Source organism: Roseateles sp. FW305-36, from assembly GCF_058787015.1.
Genome location: NZ_JBYSZK010000031.1, coordinates 1 through 17,838, shown reverse-complemented (window position 1 = coordinate 17,838; position 17,838 = coordinate 1). Strand labels below are relative to the sequence as shown.

Here is a 17,838-nt window from a genome sequence, read left to right as displayed (position 1 = left end):
CAGCCATGGACGCCACTTTAGCTTCGTGAGACAGGGCGAAAGCCTCGCCTCAAGATGGTCAGGCTGGACGCTCACAGAGTGGCTATGTTTTCTTCCGCTTGACGCCGCTATCCCGCGTGGAAACGGCGACGGACTGACCATCTCCCACGGATCCGGCTGAGTTCGAAGTCGTCCCGGTATGCCGAAGCCGTAACGAGTACCGATTGATCAGACTGCGCGAGCTCGAAGCCGGCTGGATCGATCCAATGAACTGACTCTTGGTGCTGAACGGGCAGCACGTTGTATCGCTCGAGCGTGCCGCGGGCGCCGCTCAATTTCACATCGATGCGCCTGGGCGTCGCACTGTCTTCCTCGGGCGAAGTTTCTCGACTGCGCATCCACTGCAAGAAGCGCTGAGGGTCGATCCAGTCTTCGGAGTCCTTGTCTACAAGGCCTCGGATCCAAACGGCATACTCAGCCTTCAATGCATCGGCCTCACCCCGTGTTCCAGCAAGGCCCTGCGCCATGGCAAATGCCACGAACGGGTCCAGCGTTCCCCAGCGCAGAAGTTCGCGAACCCAGAATCCAAACCATGGGAGCCCGGTGGTTTCGCGCCACTTCTCGAGCGACGGGACTTCGAGCGCGCTGCCTGCTCCGTCCGACCATGCTTGAGCCACGACAGCTCCAGCCGCGACACCGAGCCGGAACTCGAAGTTATCCGAGACAAATCGTTGCCAGCCGCGAAGTTCGGCAGGCTTCGGTCTCACCGTGCCGGCCAGACTCATCCACCACTTCAAGGTTCCTCGCCAGTCCGCCAGCAGCGCGTTGTCCGCGACAGTGTCGCGTCCTCGAAAGCCGAATCCTCTGTCGTTGGCAAGGAGCGCGCCCATCTGCTCAAAGAACGCGAATCGGTCCTGGGATGTCGCGGTTCCGTACTGTGTCGCGTCCTCCAGAATGAGCCGAAGCTTTGGGGCTATCTCTTCAAATCTTCTGCCGACGTGCGGCGAAAACCCGTACTGGTAGAGCCGGCGACGCTCCGCAGCATCGCTGTAAACAGCTTCGGTAATGCCGCGGCCACGACGCACAAAGGCTTGTTCGAGAATCTTTTCCTGAACAGCAGCAACGCTGCTGAAGCTGCGCTGCCAAAGGCGTGAGAGTAAGGCCTCCGTCTCAGCGCGACTGAGCTCGCTGTTCTTGTCTGCTGCAATCTCTTCAATGGCGCTGAGGATGACGCCATCTAGCTCATCCAAGCTATCTGCGAGTACGGCGCGCTCATCGTCAGACGTGGTTCCAGCAGCCGGACTGATTTGAGTGGGAGCAACGGTCTCGAGCCAGCGCAAGAAGCCATCGCCGCGAATTCCGTACAGATCACCGACGCGCGCTTGTATCTGCTGGAGGAGAAACGACAGCGGGCTGGCGACTTGAGCACCCGGTTGCTCCTCCTCCTCAAGGGCAGTAAGCAAACGGTTGTAGTCGGCATGGAGGCTGGCCACCTGGCTGGGCTGGGGCGACACCGCCTGGGCACCTGTACTGGAAGGGACCATCGGCAGTGCAACAAGGGTCATCCCTTCCATGCTCTGAGTAGCGCCAGGCCGCCCAGCTCTGCCTGCGAGATTTCGAAACTCGGCTGTGGAAAACGGCGTGACTTCTTGTTGCCCCTTCCGTCCGGCCTTGGGGTTGAACGTGCTGCGTTTGAGGGACGTGACAAAGATCAGATCGAAGGGAAGGTTCACTCCCTCTGTCAGCGTGGCGGTCGCGATCGTTATCGGGCAGATCCGCTTGTCGATCAGCTCGGTCATCAGCCTGCGCAAGCGCTGCGGCATCTGGCCATGGCTGCTTGCGATTCCGCAGTCGAGCAAGGCGACTTCATGTGAATCCGCGCCGCAGTAGTCGACAGACGTCGCGCGTGCCTGATCAAAAAGCGACCGAAGCCGAGCGTCCGACGGAGGAGTGAAATGTCGAACTGCTTTCCAGGCGGGAAGTTCCAGCGCCTTCTTGAATCGGCCCATCGTCACCTCGGGCTGCTGTGCGACTGAGATCAGAACGCGGCGATCCCCATCCGTCAGATGCAGCGCCGTCCACAAGACATTCACCTCGTTGTAGAAGGCAATGCTGTTGCGCATCTCCGCCGGCAACTTCGGCATGGGTGGAATCTTCAGAGGGATATACACCTCGTCGCCACGTGCCCGCACAGCCAATGGGGCGCCGTTCATCAAGCGCAAAGAAATCGTTCCGGACTTGCCCGGCGTGGCTTCGAGCGAGCCGATCAGTTGCCTTGTGCTGCGATATTTGGTCCCTATCGGCTGGGCATCACTGCGCCCTTCGATCCACTTGGCGACGGGCCCTGCCGCGCCGCCAGCTACTGCCGTTAGGGCGATGCGGGCAATATCCGGTGCTCGGGCTAGTAACTTGGAAACGAAGGCTTCGAGGCGCAGCGAGCGGCTCTTGTGCTGCGCAAAATCTTTGCTCGCTTGCTTTTCATCGCCTGGAACGACTTGATGTGCTTCGTCGACGATGATTAGTCGAAGCCTGCTGACCAAGAGTGGACCGATGTAGCGCATCAGTGCATCGGCCTTTTCCACCGTCGCAATGAGAACTGTGGGCTGCTTGGCGCCGAGCCAGTAATCGGTGATTCCCCAATCCGTGCCACCGTACAGACCCGTGATGATCAGGTCCCGTCCTAGCTCGCTGGTCAACTTGGCCTCCACCTCGCCGGCCAGCGCGCGTGAAGGCACAAGGTACAGCGCAAGAGGTGCTATCTCGCCGTCGGCTGGAAGCAGCAGCTCCTTGATCAGGGCAAGGTTTGCAACCAGCGTCTTTCCAGACCCCGTTGGCGTGCAAAGCGCAAAGGCCGAAGAATCGAGCAGCCGATCGAGCCCACGAATTTGGGACGTCCACAGGATGCCGCGTCCTCTGGAAAATTGATCGCGCGCGAATCGGATGAGGCGAGGTTCCCGATCTGAGTTGAGCGCTGCGAGCTGTCTGAGCGGCTTGTAGATGCTCGTTGCTGCGTATCGATCGGCAACAGCTCGAAGCAAGGTGACTAGGAGCGCAATGTCATCGCTGAACGACCGGGTCGCCATGTTGTCCAAGGCCTGTAGCTTCTGCAGGCCGCTTTGCAGACGCGATTCGTCACCCTTGCGGAGCGAAGCAGCCACGAGCCCGATGCATCGAACAAGCTCGCTGGTGAAGAACCACTCGATCCCCTCTTGCCGCTGATCCAAGAGCAGCTTCGTCGACGCGTCGCGCTCGGTCAGCTCGGGATTCAGTTCCCAGAACCCCATGGCCTCGTGGACGACGGCGTCGAAGTCCGCTTTCAGAAAGCTCGCATACAGCCGAGTACCAGGATCGGTCTCGCGCAACTGGCTGAGCAATCCATTTGCCATCGCAGGCAACCCGCCAAGCTGAAACGCAGCGGCAGCAAACAGTTCGATCGGCGCGACGTGCCTTAGCGCATCGCCCGCGCGTGTGAGCCACTCGAGCACATCTGCTGCTCGTCGGTAGCAATCTTGACCCTCCGACGAGTCGAGCCCTTTCAACTCCTCAAACATTCCAGCGACGTGTATCAGCCTTCTGGCATCGACGAGCTGGTTTCGCGAATCTTCGTCGGCCCATTGGATCGGCGGCACTTGCCAGCTGACCTGGAGTCCGCGGACGAAGGCCCGTGCTTGGCCGGCTTGCAAGCGGTTCTCGAAGGCAAGCTCGCGATGGAGCTGTTCCGCTAGCTTCAAGCGATCAGCATCGTTGGTCGCCACTTACGCCCCCTTTTCCCAAAGTGACTCGTAGACCGCATTGATCAGCTTCTCGCCTTCCGTCAGGAACAGCTCGACGACCTGCAGGTCGTGAGGGGCGGTGTACTCGCTTGGCGCTTTGTCAGTCGCTACCCAGCCGACCCCCTGGACTCTCTTCGGAGTGTTGTTGCCTGAGATCAGGACAAGATTCGTGCGCGACAAGGGGAGCGGATTCTTGAGCACCAAAGCCTTGTCCAGAGACAAGATCGCTGCCGACCAGCCAGCAGGATCGCGATCCTTTAGCAATCGCTGAAGCTGCCGCAACCCGTGGGGAATTTTGGAATCCTTGTTGAGCTGGCTCCAGATGCCATCATTAGCGCGAACTGTGGTGCCTTTCAACTTATCTCCCAGGAGCAAGTTGTCTGCGGTCCCTTTGGTCAGGTTTCCTCGCCACTTGGCTTCGCCAGCCAGATAGCGAACGACGTCACCGCCCTGGTCCACGCTGATGGCGATGAAGTCCGATCCAAACCTGCCAAAGACAGCGCGTGCAAGAGACGGATCGCGTGCCAAGGCGAAAAGGTAACGCTCGACATCCTCATGGTGCCGAAACAAGAAGATTGGCACCTGCCAGTCATGGCTGCCAGTGAAGTCGTAGTGTTCGGTCAGCAGCCCCGCCATTACTTCGCCGAAAAGCCCTCGTCGGGCCACTTCTGGCAGGCAGCGCGGGTACTCTGCATGAGAGCCTGGCGCGCTTGCCTCTGGGTGTAGATCCATCCCGATCAGCTCGTGGAAATGCCCTCGCGCATCCGCATGCGCAGATTCGAAATAGGGTCGGAGCTCTTTGACCAGATCAGCATCGCTGGTGCCCACCTGCTCCAGAAGCAGGTGGCCGTAGGTGCCCTTTTGACTCGGGGTTTTCTTCAACCACTTGTCGAGCGCGGCACCGGGCGCTTTGCACGTGTGCATTTCAATCACCTCCCTGCGTGCCTCTTAGGCGCGTCGACGTTCATGTGCGGCGATGGTAACCACATGTTCACTGGGTCGCTGGGGCATGAGCTTCGGTATCGGCCGTTACTAGATCGCGTCTTCCATGAACAGGCTTTCTCGATCTACGGCAGCTTCACGATGCCCGGCGTCGCTCAGCCGCAGAGCTGAAGCGACAAGAGCCTCGCGTGGCTGCGGGTGAGCAATGCGACAACGGGACTGATCTGCTGCAGGAGCAACTGGACCGGTTCGATCCGGATCGGCATGGCGGGGAGTTTCCGACGCCTTCGGATGTCTCATTGCCGACGCTCGGATCAAAGGCCACCGAGGATCCTGGCAATCGATGACGCGATGGGCAACTTGTGCCGTGCGGCAATGCTGCCCACCGGCTAGAAGGAGCGCAATGTTTGAACTTGCTGTTCGGACTGCGCTGGCCCACGTACTCGGACTTGCCCCGGCTGCGTCAATATGGAGCAGCTACGTCGTCGTAGCGACCTTCGAGGCTGTTGTGAGATTGGTTCACCGGGACGCCGTGCAGCGTGGTGCGTGCGTGGAGGTTGAGCAGGCGGAAGGACCGGCAGCGGCGCCTGCGTGGATGTTCACCTGAAACGGAAGGCCTCAGGCACCGTCGCCGCCATCGCCCCCCAGAGAATGCTCGCCGGCCAGGTCCCCGAGCATGCGGCGCGCGTGACGCAGCAGCTCATCAGAAAGCTTGGGATCGCCCTTGGCGACGGCTCTTGCAACGCTCACCGAGCCGATGAGCGCCGCGACGAGCGTCATGGCCGTTCCACGGTCTTCCGTATCACCTGAGCCCCTCAACAGGCTCTCCTGGAAGATGTCGACCAGCTCCGTGAAGCCTTCAGAAAAGCGCTCGCTTACGTCCGGCCCCATGCGCCCGACCTCGCTCACCAGCGCGGTCATGGCACAACCCGAAGCCGGATCGTCGCGATGTTCCGGCGACAGGAAATAGTCGAGCTGCCCCGACAGGCTCGGAGCCGCCGCCCCCGCACCGTCCGCGATGAAGCGATTCACGGTGTGGATGGTGTACGAGAGCGCATCGGCGGCCAGGTCCTCTTTCGACTCGAACTTTCCGTGCAACCCGCTGCGGGGAGACAGACCTGCGGTTTGACTGATGCGCGTCACGCTGACGGCATCAATGCCGTGCCGGCGAAACAGCGTCCCGGCCGCTTCAAGTAGTGCCTGGAAGTTCTCTCTCGCTCGTTCCTTTTTTTCCTTCATGTAGCGTTTGAGCCGGCTCCGCCCTTCTTGAACGGTGCCTTCCGGTGGCGTGCGATCGCAAGATTGTCAGCGGCCGCGTCGTTCGGGGCGGCGAGCCGCCCGGGGTCACAGGTGCTTGACGCGCCCGAAGTAGATCGGCCGGTACGGCGCCAGCATCTCGCGCGCTTGCAGTCGGCCTCGTGATCAGCTGACCAGGTAGCGAGCGGCCTGCCCGACCCGTAGCGTAGACCGCGACGCGACTTACGCTACTCGTCGCTCAACAACTTGCGTCGTTGAGCTTCGAGGCGCTCGATCGTGCGGTTCAGCCACGGCGTGGCGTACGGCTCGCTCAGGATCAGGACACCGAGCGCCAGAACGATGGCGAGGAAGACGAAACCGTTCATCGCTCCAGCCTAGCCCGGGCAGCGCTCAAAGACAACCGGGGCGCGGTCATGCGGGGATCCAGGGCTAGATCCGCGTCTTCGCGTTGAAGTAGTGCAGCAGGCTGCGCACGCTGTTGATGACCAGCGTCGCTTCTGGCTCGGCCAGCAGCTCCTCGTTGGCGTGCGCGATGCTGGAATGGTTGCGCAGCGGGTTCAGCGCGTCGATCACGCTGGCCAGCCCCCTCATCACCTTGTCGACGGCGGCCTGGTTCGGACCGGTCGCCGCGAAGGCCGGATGCTGGGTACGCAGCAGCTTGTAGAGGTCGGTGATGCCGTCGTTGTCACCGTATGGGAGACCCGCTCTGCTGGCCAGCACGCGTAGGTAGGCATGGAGGGCGGTGTGCACGCGATCGACGGCGCTGGTCGAGCCCTCGGTGGACATCAGCCGCGCTGCGTCGTTCAGCGCGCGCTCCACCGTGTCCGACGTGGCTTCCAGGATGGGCGGCGCTACGGGCTGCGGCGCGTCCGAGCTGTCGAGCTCTAGGGCCACGAACCGCACGTGCTCGCCGGTCACCTCCTGTACCGCCCGGGCGATGACGGACGCCGACTCCTTTGCCTGAATATCCTGTGCCAGGTCCAGGCCGCGCACGTAGTCGTCCATGGGCAGAGGCTGGTACAGCAAGCAGAACTCGTCGCAGAAGCCGTTCGTGCCGCGCCGCAGCTCGAAGTCCCGAGACTCCAGGAACTGCGCTGCCAGCTCGTCGCCCTTGAGCCTCAACAACTGCACGGCCCTGGCCTTCAGGCGCTGCCAGTCGCCCGGCGCAAAGCGATCGTCCAGCAGCTCGATCTCTGTGGAGCCGCTGCCGAAATAGAGCTGAATCATGGCGTTCCCCCCGCCGGCGCGCCGGCTGCGGCCTCGTCGGCAGCAGCCACCTCAGGCAGCGGTGTCATGGGCTCGTCGGGCGACCGAATCTCGTAGCAGTCCTCGCACAGCCGGATGGTCCCGGGCCCGGCCGGTGCCGGGTGCACGAGCAGGTAGTCACTGGCGGGATCGTCGCCGCAGACCGTGCAGACCTCGGCGCTGCCGGCGGCCTCGATGGTGATCTGCGTCATGCCGGCCTGAACGGGATCCCAACTGCGCAGCGATTCGAACCACTCGGGCGTGTGCGGGCGCAGATGGATGTGCGCGGTCTTTTGCATGTGGCCGTGCTTCACCAGCCAGTCAGCTGCCGTCTTCACGCGCTGCAGGTGCTGCGCCGCGACGTTGGAATAGAGCTCGATCTTCAGCCTGAAGTACTCCAGCCCAAATTCAGCATGCAAGGTCCGGTAGCCCGCCCGATTGAAGACGAAGCGGTTCGTTCCGATCGTCTCGTCACTGATCACGCCCAGGCAGTACTGATGCATGCCGGCGTGCGGCAGACGGTCCATCTCCTCGACGCTGTACTGCCAGGGGTGGCGGACTTCTTCGCCGCGCCACACATCCAGGTAGCCCGAAGAGATCAAGACCTGGCATAGCGCAGCGTCGGCCTCAGGGTGCGCCTGCAGGTACAGGTCGATGTCGTTCAGCGTGTCGATGCCTGGCGCGATCTTGCGCGCACCAGCGATGAGGTCATTGGTGACGTCGCGCATCAGCTGGGTGCGGTCGACGCGGGAGGCCAGCGCTTCTTCTTCGGCCGGGGTGAGCTCGCGCAGCGCGTCGTGGATCTCGACCAGCAGCGGGCTTAGCAACAGCTCGGCGGGCGTGCAGCGATCGGCATCGGGCACGAGCGGGATGCCCGCGGCGCGGTAGGCCTGCGCGACCAGGCGCGAGCAGAACTGATGGCGGGTGATCCTGCCCTTCTTGAGCAGCGCCTGCACCGCACCCACCTTGGTGTACGGCATGGAGACCTGTTCGCGGGCGTACCGGATCAGCGTCTGAAGCTGCTCGGACGTCACCGGCGCTGCCGGGCGCAGCAGATGGAAGGCGCAACCCGGCTCGACCACCATCCACTGCGGATTGCGGGCATGGACGCCCTCGCCCGTGGAGTCGATGACGCTGCCATCCGCCACGCACAGCATCGCGTGCGAAATGTCGGCGCTGGTGACCTTGCGGATGGTGGCGCTGAGCTTCGCGGGAGTCGTCGTAAGGACGATGTCGCCGGGCAGCAGTGCGCCGTCCTTGATGAATCGTCGCGCGGGGCTTCCGGGTGTTGTCATGGGCGGGTGCAGGGTTATCCCTGTTATTTTCGGTCAGCCCGTCCAGCACTAGGGGGCAGTCCTCCATGTGCTTGGCGACGACGCTGAAGACGCTGCCCTGGCGCTGTCAGCGCCCCTTCTCCGCCATCAGCCGCGAGGCCAGCACACCGCGCACGGAGGGCTACGTTCGCAGCTTGCGCTGCTCGGGCCCAAGGTACTTGTCGACCAGGGCATTGAGGTTGACGCTGAACCCGAAGATCCCGGGCTTGAGCCCAAGGATCTGATTGGCCGCACGAAGGTTGGAAACGAACATCCCGCCCTTCTTGCCCTTGAGCTCGACCGACAGTGCACCGAGCGAGTCGACGAACTGGGAAAGCCGGTGTTCCCGCATGGCGTTCAAGAGCGCCGACAGCAGCGCGTCGGCGAATGCCGGATCGGCGTTGTCGTGCAGGCGCAGCGGCAGAACGAAAATCGGCCTGTCCGTGGTCTGCAGCGCCCCCTCGCAGATCACGAGGCAGGTTGCCTCGTGAAAAAGGTTCTCCAGCGGCCCCAGCTGGTCGGTGTGGTCTGCGAGGAAGTTGAACAGGTCCGACGTGAAATCCCCCGGCCCGCGAACGATGACGGCGTCAACGCCGGAGCTCCTGGCGAATCCGTCAAAGAAGCGGTCTATCGCGGCGGTGTGCGAACCACCGGCGGACGAGTCGAGTAGGTACGTGTAGTACTGGTACATCCCGACAGGCACTGACCTGAGCCGACTGACATACATGCCCATGACGATCGTCCTCCGCGCTCACCCTTGCACGGTGCATGCAGTGTCGAAGCCACTGGGCAGCTTCGTCATCCAACCGATTGACGAGGTGCGCTTGCCGTCGGTGCGCTAGCCGGTGTTGGCTTTGCCCACCACGGCGAAGACCGCCGCGCGCGTGAGCGGCATGCGATCCAGCCTGAGGATCTTGGCCTTGAGTTCCGGGATTCGCTGGTAGAGCTGGGACAGCCTGACGTGGTGAACGCCTTGCATCTCGACCATCTGCAGCGCGACCTGGCGCACCTGGTCGGCGAACTGCCGGTCCCGCGCGTCCCAGTTCACGCGGGCCGGCGGCACGCGCACCGCCCGCGCCATCTCGGCGGTGTTCTCGGCCAGCCAGTCGCGGTCGTTGCGATAGAGCCAGGCGTACGCCGCTGGCTCGGCCATGCGCGCGGCCTTCACGCCAGACAGCGGGTTCGCCGCGGTGATCCGCGCCCAAACCCTGCGGTTGCGGCGCCTGGCGTTCTCGAAGCCGGCTTGGCGCCAGGCCTCGTGCAAGCCCACCTCGGTCCTCAGAAGCGTCGTCACCGTCTGCAGCGAGACCTCGCCGTACGCCGCAGCCTCCTCTTTGGCGATGCCCTTGCGCAGCAGCGCGATGAGCCGGTCCCTCAAGTCGCCCTTGAGCAACTTCGGCCGCCGCGGCGTGGCGAGGCCGGCGGCCGCCGCCCACACCATGCCCGTGGTCGTGTCGATGCCCACCTCCCTCGCGGCCGCCGACGTTGAGTGCCCGGAACTGATGAGAGCCACCAAGCGCGCGCGGCGCGGGTCATCCTGCAGCTGGGCCGTGGGCGGCGGTGCCGATGCAACGGTGTCGTCGCCTCCCGCCCCCATGCGGGCCAGCAGGTCTTCGAGGTCATCGAACAGCCAGGCGGCGAGCGCCAACCGTCTCAGCGGATGAACGCCGGCCGATCGGGCCGAGATTTGCCGTGCGATTTCGGCATAGGCTTCATCGCTCGACGCGGGCAGTTGCCCCATCTGCTCCAAGGCGAGCAACGGCCTCAGGAACTCAGCGTATGCGTCGCCGGCCGCGACGCGCCGTAGGCGCTCCGCGGTGCCCGCCAGCAGGCCCCGGTCCGCCAGCGCAGCACGAAGCGCCTGGCCCATCCGGTGGGCCGAGAGCCGCAGACCTGGCTTGGCCACCAGGCCTGCAACCATGCGTGCGAGTTGCATGACGCTGGCCGGTGGCGACGCGGCCGGCGCTGTGAGGAACTGCGACGGCGCCGGCAATAGCCAGCCGAACCTGCCGACCCCGGTCGCCTTAAGGTCAGAAGCCTGCAGCCAGGACCCGTGGCGGCGGCAGACCCAGACGCCTGGCAGCTGGTGCTCGCGATGCCAGTACGGGGTGATGTGCTGCAAGGTGTCTTCCTGCATGCAAGCGCGGCAGGCCTTTAGCGGGTGGTTGGCCCTGAACCGACTGGTGAGCAAGCCAAGCTGGAACTTCAGCCGGCCTGACGAACTCTGCGCTGCGGCGCTGCGGGTCGCGTCGACCATCTCCGCGCTGGCGAAGCGCAGGTACAGCGGCAGCACGGTGTGCTCCTCCACGATGCTCGCTGCCGTGCCCAAGGCGTCCCCAGCCACGCAGAGGAAGTGGTCGAGTCGGGCGGGGAAGTCATGGGCGCAGCCTTGCCTCGGGTGCCCGAAGAGCTGGCTGCATGTTGTTGCAGGCAGCTTGTTGCCGCTCGCCGCGTGGTAGCGGCTGCATAGGCTGAACAGGGTCTCGTCGGGTAGCCAGCGTTGCGGCAAGCCGAGCTGAAAGGAGTCCAGCGTCGTCACCACAGCCTAGAAGCGTTCGAACTATCGAACGCGCCGGATGTGCGTCCCGGCCTGGGCGGCCTTGCGGTGCAGCGCGGCGTCGCGCATCGCCTGGGCCCGCAGGGCTTCCTTCGCAGATCTCTCGATCTGCCAGGCACCCACACCGATCAAGAGGATGGAGAAGCCGCCCCACATCAGCGTGAAAAACGATCCTCCACCGGGCAGCCCCGCGCTGAAGACGCAGATGCAGAAGCACGCCAGCACCAGCATGCTGATGCCGAAGTGCCGGCGACGGCGGGCGACGGCCAACGTCATGACATCCAGCGCTTCGCCCAGCGCGCCACGATCGGCGTCCGCCTGGATGGCGGTGTGACGGCGCAGCTCATCCTTCCCCGCCCGGTCGATCAGCCAGGCGCCGGTGGTCAGCAGCGCGATAGCCACAGCGCACACGACAAGGATGCCCGCCGGGCCGACTTGCCCGGCCAGCAGTCCCAGGGCAGCGATGCCAGCGCTGGCGATCGCCATCAGCGAGATGCCCACGATGCGTCGTCGGCGGGCCGTTTCCTCAGTGCGCATATCCGGCGGCCGCGCCACCATGTCGTGCAGCGCTTCGTCCAGCAGCGCATCGATCGAACCCAGGACCTCTCGATCCACAGGCGGCTGCATCGATCAGGCCGCCATGAAGAGGGTCTCGCTCAGCGCGACCTCATCGATCCGATCTTGCGACGCGAACTTGAGGTACAGGTGCTTCACGACGATCGCCTTCTTCTCGGGAGTCAGCGTGATGTCGCGTGACCGGGCCCAGGCGTCCACGCGGTCCGAGATGGCTAGGCACAGCTCCCAGTTCAGCAGCCGGCCGGCCGCCGTAGCGCCGGGCTCGCCGGTCAGCACCTTGAGCACGTCGAATCCATGCGATCCCAGCTCAAGCAGGCGCTCGGCCCCCAGCGATGACTGGTCCGTCTCGATCATGCCGATGGCGCTGCGGCTCAACTTCAGTAAGTCAGCGAGCTGCTGCTGCTTGAGCTTCAACCGCTTGCGCTCGGCAGCGAGACGAAATCCGAACATGTAAGCGCATCCTTGGAAAGTCTGACCATTGTCGAGCAATGGCGACGGATATCAGTATAGATGATCGATGTCACCAATGTTGACATTTGACAGCGTGGCTGTGAAGATTCGAGCATGACCACCCTTCGAACCCCCGTCGAGGCGCGTGCGTGGCTGAGGCGTCACGGCGTGACGATCAGCAAGTGGGCGCGCGCCAACGGCTTCAAGCCGGCCGTCGTTGCTGCGCTGTTGGCGGGCAGGTCTCAGGGCAACTGGGGGGAAGCGCATCACGCCGCCATCGCGCTCGGGTTGCGTTCGCCGCCTGAGGAGGGCGAAGAGCACCCTCTGGCAGGTACGCCCCGCGCGCCGGCGCCAGCCCCCGCTCACGGAACAAGGAGCGCCCCCATGACTTGACCCACATCCAACAATTAGTGGGACAAAAGCACCACGCCCCTGAACCTCGTCAAAGGTTCAGGGGCGTGTTTGGAATGTGCGAGCAGACTTTGGATAAGCGCCTGCCTGTACTTTCTGACAAAGCGCCGCTTCTGTCAATCCGGCCCCGCGGGGCCGGAAGCGCTGTCGTGCTGTCCCGATCCTCGACCCGCCGGACTACGGCCGGCACCAGGAGACAGCGATGGCAGATTTCAAATTAACGGAAGCAAGGCTCACCGAAATCCTTCGGCGCCAGGACCCGCCCGCCTTCGGCACAGGCTACGAGCCGTCGATCAAGGCATGCCGTGAAGAGGCGCCGGCTGGATCGCGCTTTGCGCAGGTCTGGTCGGAACTGCTGGGACGGGAGGTGCACACCCTGTCCACGCCGGAGCGCGCCTTCCTGTCGGTGCTCTTGTACTGTGAATGCGGGCTCTTCGAGCTCCAAGAGCAGCGCATGCTGCCGTTTGCGCCGGCGGCGCACCCGCTTGAAGGGCATCCCCGGGCCATCGGCCTGCCGCTCAAGCGATTCCGAGGAACGCTGATGGTCGCCAATGAACTGCATCATCTTTCGTTCCATCCCTTCGTCACGCTGCACAGGGACGGCGTCGTCAGCGATACACCAGGCTGCTGGATCGGGGACTACCTTGGCTTCTTCATCGATAGGCACGGGGCCTTCTGCCTGAACTTCAACATCAAGGAGACGCGCGCCGAGTTCACCGTGCCCAGCTACGGCGTGACGGTCAAGACCAGGTTGTCGCAGGCCACGGCGCGCAACACGGCGCGGCACGAAGTCGAGAAGCGGGTCTACGCGGATGTCGACATCCGCACGATCGAGGTGGCGACCGAGGAGATCCCCGCGATCCTCGTGGCCAATCTCCTGGAGTTGCTGCGCTGGCAAAAGCACCGCCACGCGCTGACGCCGGAACAGGTGCAGGCCGTGCTCGATGCGTTCAACGAAGGCCTCGAGGTCGGCGCCTCGCCGCTGGAAGTGATCGCGGCGGTCGAACTCGACCAGCGCGTCTCGATGTACGACCAGAGGATTGTCCTGATGCAGGGCGTCTTCCACAGGAAGGTGCGCCTCGACCTCTTTGACAGCCACATCTTCATCGACAAGCCAATGACCCCGGAACGGCAGGACGTCAGGGAGGTGTTCGGCCACTGGTTTCGGAGGGACGCATGAGCATCGCCGCCGGAACACCCGTCGTCGCGCCGAAGGGCTTCAAGAATCTCGAAGCCGGCGTCACCTACTACTTCATCCGCAGCAGTCCCAAGACCGAACGGGTCACGTTGGTGGACTTCGTCGTCAGGCCGCCGAAGAAGGTGGTCTATGCCAAGGCAAAGATCCCCAAGAGAACGGTCGCGCAGTTGCCACTGCCTGTGCTGACGCGTCTGCTGCGCAGCGATTGGGAAGATGCTATCTGGGCCGGCAAGGTGCTTGCCGGCGATAGGAAGTCGATGCCGCCTTGGCTGGAGGGCCTCGAGGGCGTCGATCTGGTTGCGTTGGATGCGGCTCGGAGGGACGTGGCGAAGTCCCATCAGGACCGGATCGATGGGAAGGTCTACAGCATCCACGCGCTGGTCAACGACGCCGAGAACATTCTGGACAACGACGAACCCGAGAAGCTCATCAATCGCCATGCGCGCATCCAGACGCCGCCTCAGAACGAGACGCGGCTGCGGCTCAACTTCTTCGTCTACATCGCTTTCGGTCGCAACCGAAACGCACTGCACTACCCGACCCATCAGATCGGCCATTGGGACCGGCTGAGCGCCGAGCATGCGAATGACGCCAAGCGCGGTGCCCCAGGCGTCAAGGGCTCCGAGCATGGCTACAACGCGACCGCAGAGATGGTCGAGAAGATCAAGACCTCGTACTCGCGCCGCGCCGAAGTGGGCGTCACGGACGACAAAATCTACGAAGACGCGCTGACGGAAGACTTCGGCTGCAAGACCCGCTGGGTCAAGAGGGGGCATGAGGAGACGCTCGATTGGTACCACCCTCTCGGTGATGCCTTCCCGCAGAAGGGTGCCTACTTCTACTACGTCAACAAGTTCTTCCGCCCGCATCTCGTCCAAGCGGCGCGTCTTGGCAGGAACCGTGCGCGCTCGAAGATCAAGCCGTTCCTCGGCACGTTCACCGAATCCGCCTGGAACCTGCTGCAGCGCGTCGAGGCCGATGCTTACTTTGTGGTCGATCTCCCGCGTGGCTACGTCGAGGGCAGTGATTTGCCGCCGCTGGCCGTCGTCTCGTGCCGAGACACCGCGTCCGGCAAGAAAGTCGGGATCGGCTTCAGCCAGGGCCGAGAGACAGGGGGCGCCTATCGGATGGCCAAGTTCTGCATGGCCATTGGGCTTGAGGCTTTCGCACTGCTGCTGGGCCTCAGGATCAAGGACAGCAGCAAGGGGCTGTCGCCCCACGAGATCACCGACAGAGGGCCGGGCGCTACTTCCACGGCGCTGTCGCGTGATCCCGCTTTTCGGCCGGTGATCCGCGAAGGGACCCAGTCGCACAGCGGGCAGGCCAAGGCCATCGTCGAGACCTCGAACCCGAAGACACCTTCCGATGACGAAGCACCTTCCTTCCGAAGGTCTGGGCTGACGGTGATCGAGCTGGCCTGCCGCGAGCTGGGCAAGCTCCTTGAGTTCAACGAGGCCACCAATGTCGCAAGTCGGGTCGATCCTGAGCTCGAACACAAGGTGCCCAGGCTGAGCCCGAACGGCATCTGGGAAGCTCTCGACTCGGTGGGGCGCAACGATGCGGTGCTGGTCGCCTTCGAGGAGGCCGTGCGCGCATATCTCGACCTCGTTCCCGCGGTCCTGACCCGCGGCGGCCTGATGGTTGCAGGCCGCAAGTACTACTCCAAGGCAGAGGCCTTCGAGGAGGCGCTGGGTTCCGTGGCGGAGAAGCAGGAGACGGACGTGAAGGTCTACGTGCTGTCCTGCTGCCTTCGGCATGTCTGGTTTGAGTGGAACCATCGCCTCATCCAACTCGATGTTCGGTACCCCATCGCGGTGTCGCGGCTGGTGAAGGACATGTCGCTGGCCGAGGCGCTGGAATATCACCAGCACATGGCGGCGCGCATCGCGGCCCACGACAACCACCGGCGAGCAGCCCACGCTCACATCGAGGAAGACTTCAAGGCGCAGACTGGCATGTCGCTGAACTCCGGCACGCGCACGCGCGGCCGGCCCAAGCGCGGCGGTGCCGCTGCTCGTCAGGAGGCCAAGGAGGCCAAGGAGACCGCAGCAGGACGGCAGGCCGCATGAGGCGCGTCGTTGCTTCGACGTGGACCAGGCCGTATGAAGACGCGCTCCAGCCAGGCGTGATCAAGGCGCGCGGGGAGACCCGCGGAACTGCGCTGGGTGATCTTGCTGCACTGGACATCGAAGGAGCCTGCTTCGCCATGGACATGGCGCTCAAGGCGGTCGTCCTTGTCACCGAGCAGGGAGAAGCGATCATTACGGGCCAGATCCAGCGGGCGCTGGCGCATGCCGAGGCGGTCTACAAAGATCCGCGCGCTGCGCTGAAGGCCACGTACCACGGCTTGGCGGCGGAAGATGGTGTCGTGCCGACGGTCATCACGGGCCCGGCTGGCGCCGGGAAATCGGCGATGCGGATCGCCCTCAAGAGGGCGTTGTTCGAGCAGGAAATGATCCGCATCGACGAGACGCATCCACCCGTTCCGCATGTCGCTTTCGCCGAGTGCGTGGTCAAGCAGCAGTCGAGTTTGTCGGGCGTCCTGCGCACGCTGGCCAGCCCGGAGATTGCCGCCGGGCACGTGAAGGTCAGCCAGGCAGAGATGCCCCGGCGAAGCGCGAGGTGGCTCCGGATGTGCGGCACTTGCTTGTTTGGCGTGGACGAGACACAGTTTATGGCCCAGTCCGAGGGTGCCTCCACGTTGGTCACCAAGGTCCTGCTGGGTCTCGCGGAGTTGCAGGTGCCGTGGTTCGTCATCTGCAACTATTCGCTTATCTGGAAGCTGCGCAACCGTCGACCCGCTGAGGCGCAGCAGCGGCTGCTCGCAGACCCGGTTGTCCTTCTGCCTGATGCGCCGCAGTCGGCGGATTGGAAGCGTCTGCTCGAGGAATACCAGGTGGTCCTTGGACCCGCAGCTGGATTCAAGCTGATGGACCATCCCATCGAGCTGTGGAACTACTGCGCTGGCCTGAAGCGCAAGCTGCGCTCGCTGTTGGTGTTGGCCTATCGAAAGGCTCGTTCCAACGGCGTCAGCGTGATGCTGTGGGATCACGTGATCAAGGCCTTTGAATCAGACAAGTACTCGGTCGCCCGCGAAGACGTCAACCGCCTGATCGCTTGCGCAGGGCAGTCCGGAGATCTTCGCCAGGACTTGCGGTGTCCGTTCGACGGGCCCGAGATTCGGAGCAAGACCGAGGTGTACGCCGCCAAGCTGCGAGAGGCGCGGCGGGAGACTGTCTCGAACGCCGCGATCCTCGCCTCGATGAATGCGCAGGAGCGCCGGGCGGTCGAGGAGATTCAGAGAGCCGCGGAGCCGCAGGCACCTTCCGGAAAGATCGTGCAACTCAAGCGGCCGAAGAAGCAGCGGCGGACGCTGGACAGTCTGCTCGAAGCGGGGCAGGACTTCATGGCCAGTCGGCCCAAGAAATCAGGTGCGAAGCCCTAGTTGTTCGTCGAGGCGGCAACAAGCCGGACTCTGCCTTCGCGCAGTACCGCACAGGATGGTTTGCTTCCCCCTGAACTTCAGCAACACGGAACCGGAGATTGAGCAGACAGATGGACTACTCACTTAACAACCTTGCTGAGCGTGTCGGTATTTCAACGAAGCTGCCTCGCGCATCGATGACCCTTCCACGACCGATCGATTCAGAGGGTGAGCTCGCACTCGGGCATCTCGGTCGGATCCGAAAGTGGTGCGGGATTGCCGGCTCCCTAGAGCAGACGACCATCGTGGTGCAGCGGAGCGTGTCAGAGCGCCTCGGCGTTGCCATGAGTTGGGCTAGCGCGATAGCGCACGGATGCGAGATCGATGCGCACGACTACGTCGCCAGGCACTCCATGCTTCCGTTCAGCGAATGCGTCGACAGCGTGAACGAGCCCGAGCGCCTCCACGCCTACGGTTGGCCCGAGTCGTATCACCGCAGTCTGCTCGCCGCGCCCATGAAGCAGGCGGTCTTCTGCCGCCGCTGCGTGGAAGCTCAACTCGAGCAGCGCTCCTTCGCGGTGTGGCGCAGACTCGATCACCTGCCGTATCGGTTCAGGTGCGCCGTGCACGACATCCGTAAGCGCGCGGTGAACACATCTTGAGAACGGCATCGCCGGCGATAACGATGCTGTCCAGTTACGCAAATAGCTGGA

15 protein-coding genes are annotated in these 17,838 nt (G+C 63.6%); 5 read left to right on the top strand and 10 right to left on the bottom strand.

Annotation, left to right across the window (positions count from 1 at the left end):
* Positions 1 to 107 precede the first annotated feature (107 nt).
* From AC3WOE_RS30135 to AC3WOE_RS30090, 10 genes are all read right to left on the bottom strand, one after another.
* Entirely contained in the window at positions 108 to 3,734 is a 3,627-nt protein-coding gene (locus AC3WOE_RS30135) for a DEAD/DEAH box helicase (protein WP_492696160.1), read from the bottom strand.
* Positions 3,735 to 4,676: a hypothetical protein gene (locus tag AC3WOE_RS30130; protein WP_492696158.1), complete on the bottom strand. Its 942-nt coding sequence runs from the start codon at positions 4,674 to 4,676 to the stop codon at positions 3,735 to 3,737.
* A gap of 636 nt (positions 4,677 to 5,312) precedes the next feature.
* Entirely contained in the window at positions 5,313 to 5,933 is a 621-nt protein-coding gene (locus AC3WOE_RS30125) for a TetR/AcrR family transcriptional regulator (RefSeq protein WP_492696156.1), read from the bottom strand.
* A 245-nt stretch (positions 5,934 to 6,178) separates the two neighbouring features.
* Positions 6,179 to 6,316: a hypothetical protein gene (locus AC3WOE_RS30120; RefSeq protein WP_492696154.1), complete on the bottom strand. Its 138-nt coding sequence runs from the start codon at positions 6,314 to 6,316 to the stop codon at positions 6,179 to 6,181.
* Positions 6,317 to 6,380: 64 nt separating this feature from the next.
* Positions 6,381 to 7,178: an abortive infection family protein gene (locus tag AC3WOE_RS30115; RefSeq protein WP_492696152.1), complete on the bottom strand. Its 798-nt coding sequence runs from the start codon at positions 7,176 to 7,178 to the stop codon at positions 6,381 to 6,383.
* On the bottom strand, positions 7,175 to 8,491 hold the full coding sequence (locus tag AC3WOE_RS30110) for a YiiX/YebB-like N1pC/P60 family cysteine hydrolase (RefSeq protein WP_492696150.1): 1,317 nt from the start codon (positions 8,489 to 8,491) through the stop codon (positions 7,175 to 7,177). The genes AC3WOE_RS30115 and AC3WOE_RS30110 overlap by 4 nt, the downstream gene beginning before the upstream one ends.
* 160 nt (positions 8,492 to 8,651) lie before the next feature.
* The gene (locus AC3WOE_RS30105; protein ID WP_492696148.1) at positions 8,652 to 9,200 is read right to left on the bottom strand and encodes a hypothetical protein; all 549 of its coding nucleotides are present in this window, start codon (positions 9,198 to 9,200) and stop codon (positions 8,652 to 8,654) included.
* 147 nt (positions 9,201 to 9,347) lie between these two features.
* Complete coding sequence (locus AC3WOE_RS30100; RefSeq protein WP_492696146.1) at positions 9,348 to 11,048, bottom strand: TnsD family Tn7-like transposition protein; 1,701 nt, start codon at positions 11,046 to 11,048, stop codon at positions 9,348 to 9,350.
* 21 nt (positions 11,049 to 11,069) lie between these two features.
* Positions 11,070 to 11,693 (bottom strand): hypothetical protein, encoded by a 624-nt coding sequence (locus AC3WOE_RS30095; protein ID WP_492696144.1) that lies wholly within the window; start codon positions 11,691 to 11,693, stop codon positions 11,070 to 11,072.
* A gap of 3 nt (positions 11,694 to 11,696) precedes the next feature.
* Positions 11,697 to 12,092 carry a helix-turn-helix domain-containing protein gene (locus AC3WOE_RS30090; RefSeq protein ID WP_492696142.1) on the bottom strand — a complete coding sequence of 132 codons (396 nt, stop codon included), beginning with the start codon at positions 12,090 to 12,092 and terminating at the stop codon, positions 11,697 to 11,699.
* Positions 12,093 to 12,206: 114 nt separating this feature from the next.
* On the opposite strand from AC3WOE_RS30090, the gene AC3WOE_RS30085 reads away from it, so the two are divergent.
* The 5 genes from AC3WOE_RS30085 (at position 12,207) to AC3WOE_RS30065 (ending at position 17,787) form a co-directional block, all read left to right on the top strand.
* Positions 12,207 to 12,485, top strand: a complete 279-nt coding sequence (locus AC3WOE_RS30085) for a DNA-binding protein (RefSeq protein WP_492696140.1) — start codon at positions 12,207 to 12,209, stop codon at positions 12,483 to 12,485.
* 220 nt (positions 12,486 to 12,705) lie between these two features.
* Entirely contained in the window at positions 12,706 to 13,683 is a 978-nt protein-coding gene (locus tag AC3WOE_RS30080) for a PDDEXK family nuclease (protein ID WP_492696138.1), read from the top strand.
* Complete coding sequence (locus AC3WOE_RS30075; RefSeq protein WP_492696135.1) at positions 13,680 to 15,770, top strand: hypothetical protein; 2,091 nt, start codon at positions 13,680 to 13,682, stop codon at positions 15,768 to 15,770. Before AC3WOE_RS30080 ends, AC3WOE_RS30075 begins: the two co-directional genes overlap by 4 nt.
* Positions 15,767 to 17,146: a hypothetical protein gene (locus AC3WOE_RS30070; RefSeq protein WP_492696132.1), complete on the top strand. Its 1,380-nt coding sequence runs from the start codon at positions 15,767 to 15,769 to the stop codon at positions 17,144 to 17,146. Before AC3WOE_RS30075 ends, AC3WOE_RS30070 begins: the two co-directional genes overlap by 4 nt.
* 110 nt (positions 17,147 to 17,256) lie before the next feature.
* Positions 17,257 to 17,787, top strand: coding sequence for a hypothetical protein (locus AC3WOE_RS30065; RefSeq protein ID WP_492696130.1), 531 nt, complete (start codon positions 17,257 to 17,259; stop codon positions 17,785 to 17,787).
* Positions 17,788 to 17,838: the final 51 nt, after the last annotated feature.

Coding starts and splice junctions, on each gene's coding strand:
- AC3WOE_RS30120 (WP_492696154.1), bottom strand. CDS start 6,316: ATGAACGGTTTCGTCTTCCTCGCCATCGTTCTGGCGCTCGGTGTCCTG.
- AC3WOE_RS30110 (WP_492696150.1), bottom strand. CDS start 8,491: ATGACAACACCCGGAAGCCCCGCGCGACGATTCATCAAGGACGGCGCA.
- AC3WOE_RS30090 (WP_492696142.1), bottom strand. CDS start 12,092: ATGTTCGGATTTCGTCTCGCTGCCGAGCGCAAGCGGTTGAAGCTCAAG.
- AC3WOE_RS30070 (WP_492696132.1), top strand. CDS start 15,767: ATGAGGCGCGTCGTTGCTTCGACGTGGACCAGGCCGTATGAAGACGCG.
- AC3WOE_RS30130 (WP_492696158.1), bottom strand. CDS start 4,676: ATGCACACGTGCAAAGCGCCCGGTGCCGCGCTCGACAAGTGGTTGAAG.
- AC3WOE_RS30075 (WP_492696135.1), top strand. CDS start 13,680: ATGAGCATCGCCGCCGGAACACCCGTCGTCGCGCCGAAGGGCTTCAAG.
- AC3WOE_RS30115 (WP_492696152.1), bottom strand. CDS start 7,178: ATGATTCAGCTCTATTTCGGCAGCGGCTCCACAGAGATCGAGCTGCTG.
- AC3WOE_RS30125 (WP_492696156.1), bottom strand. CDS start 5,933: ATGAAGGAAAAAAAGGAACGAGCGAGAGAGAACTTCCAGGCACTACTT.
- AC3WOE_RS30065 (WP_492696130.1), top strand. CDS start 17,257: ATGGACTACTCACTTAACAACCTTGCTGAGCGTGTCGGTATTTCAACG.
- AC3WOE_RS30095 (WP_492696144.1), bottom strand. CDS start 11,693: ATGCAGCCGCCTGTGGATCGAGAGGTCCTGGGTTCGATCGATGCGCTG.
- AC3WOE_RS30080 (WP_492696138.1), top strand. CDS start 12,706: ATGGCAGATTTCAAATTAACGGAAGCAAGGCTCACCGAAATCCTTCGG.
- AC3WOE_RS30105 (WP_492696148.1), bottom strand. CDS start 9,200: ATGTACCAGTACTACACGTACCTACTCGACTCGTCCGCCGGTGGTTCG.
- AC3WOE_RS30085 (WP_492696140.1), top strand. CDS start 12,207: ATGACCACCCTTCGAACCCCCGTCGAGGCGCGTGCGTGGCTGAGGCGT.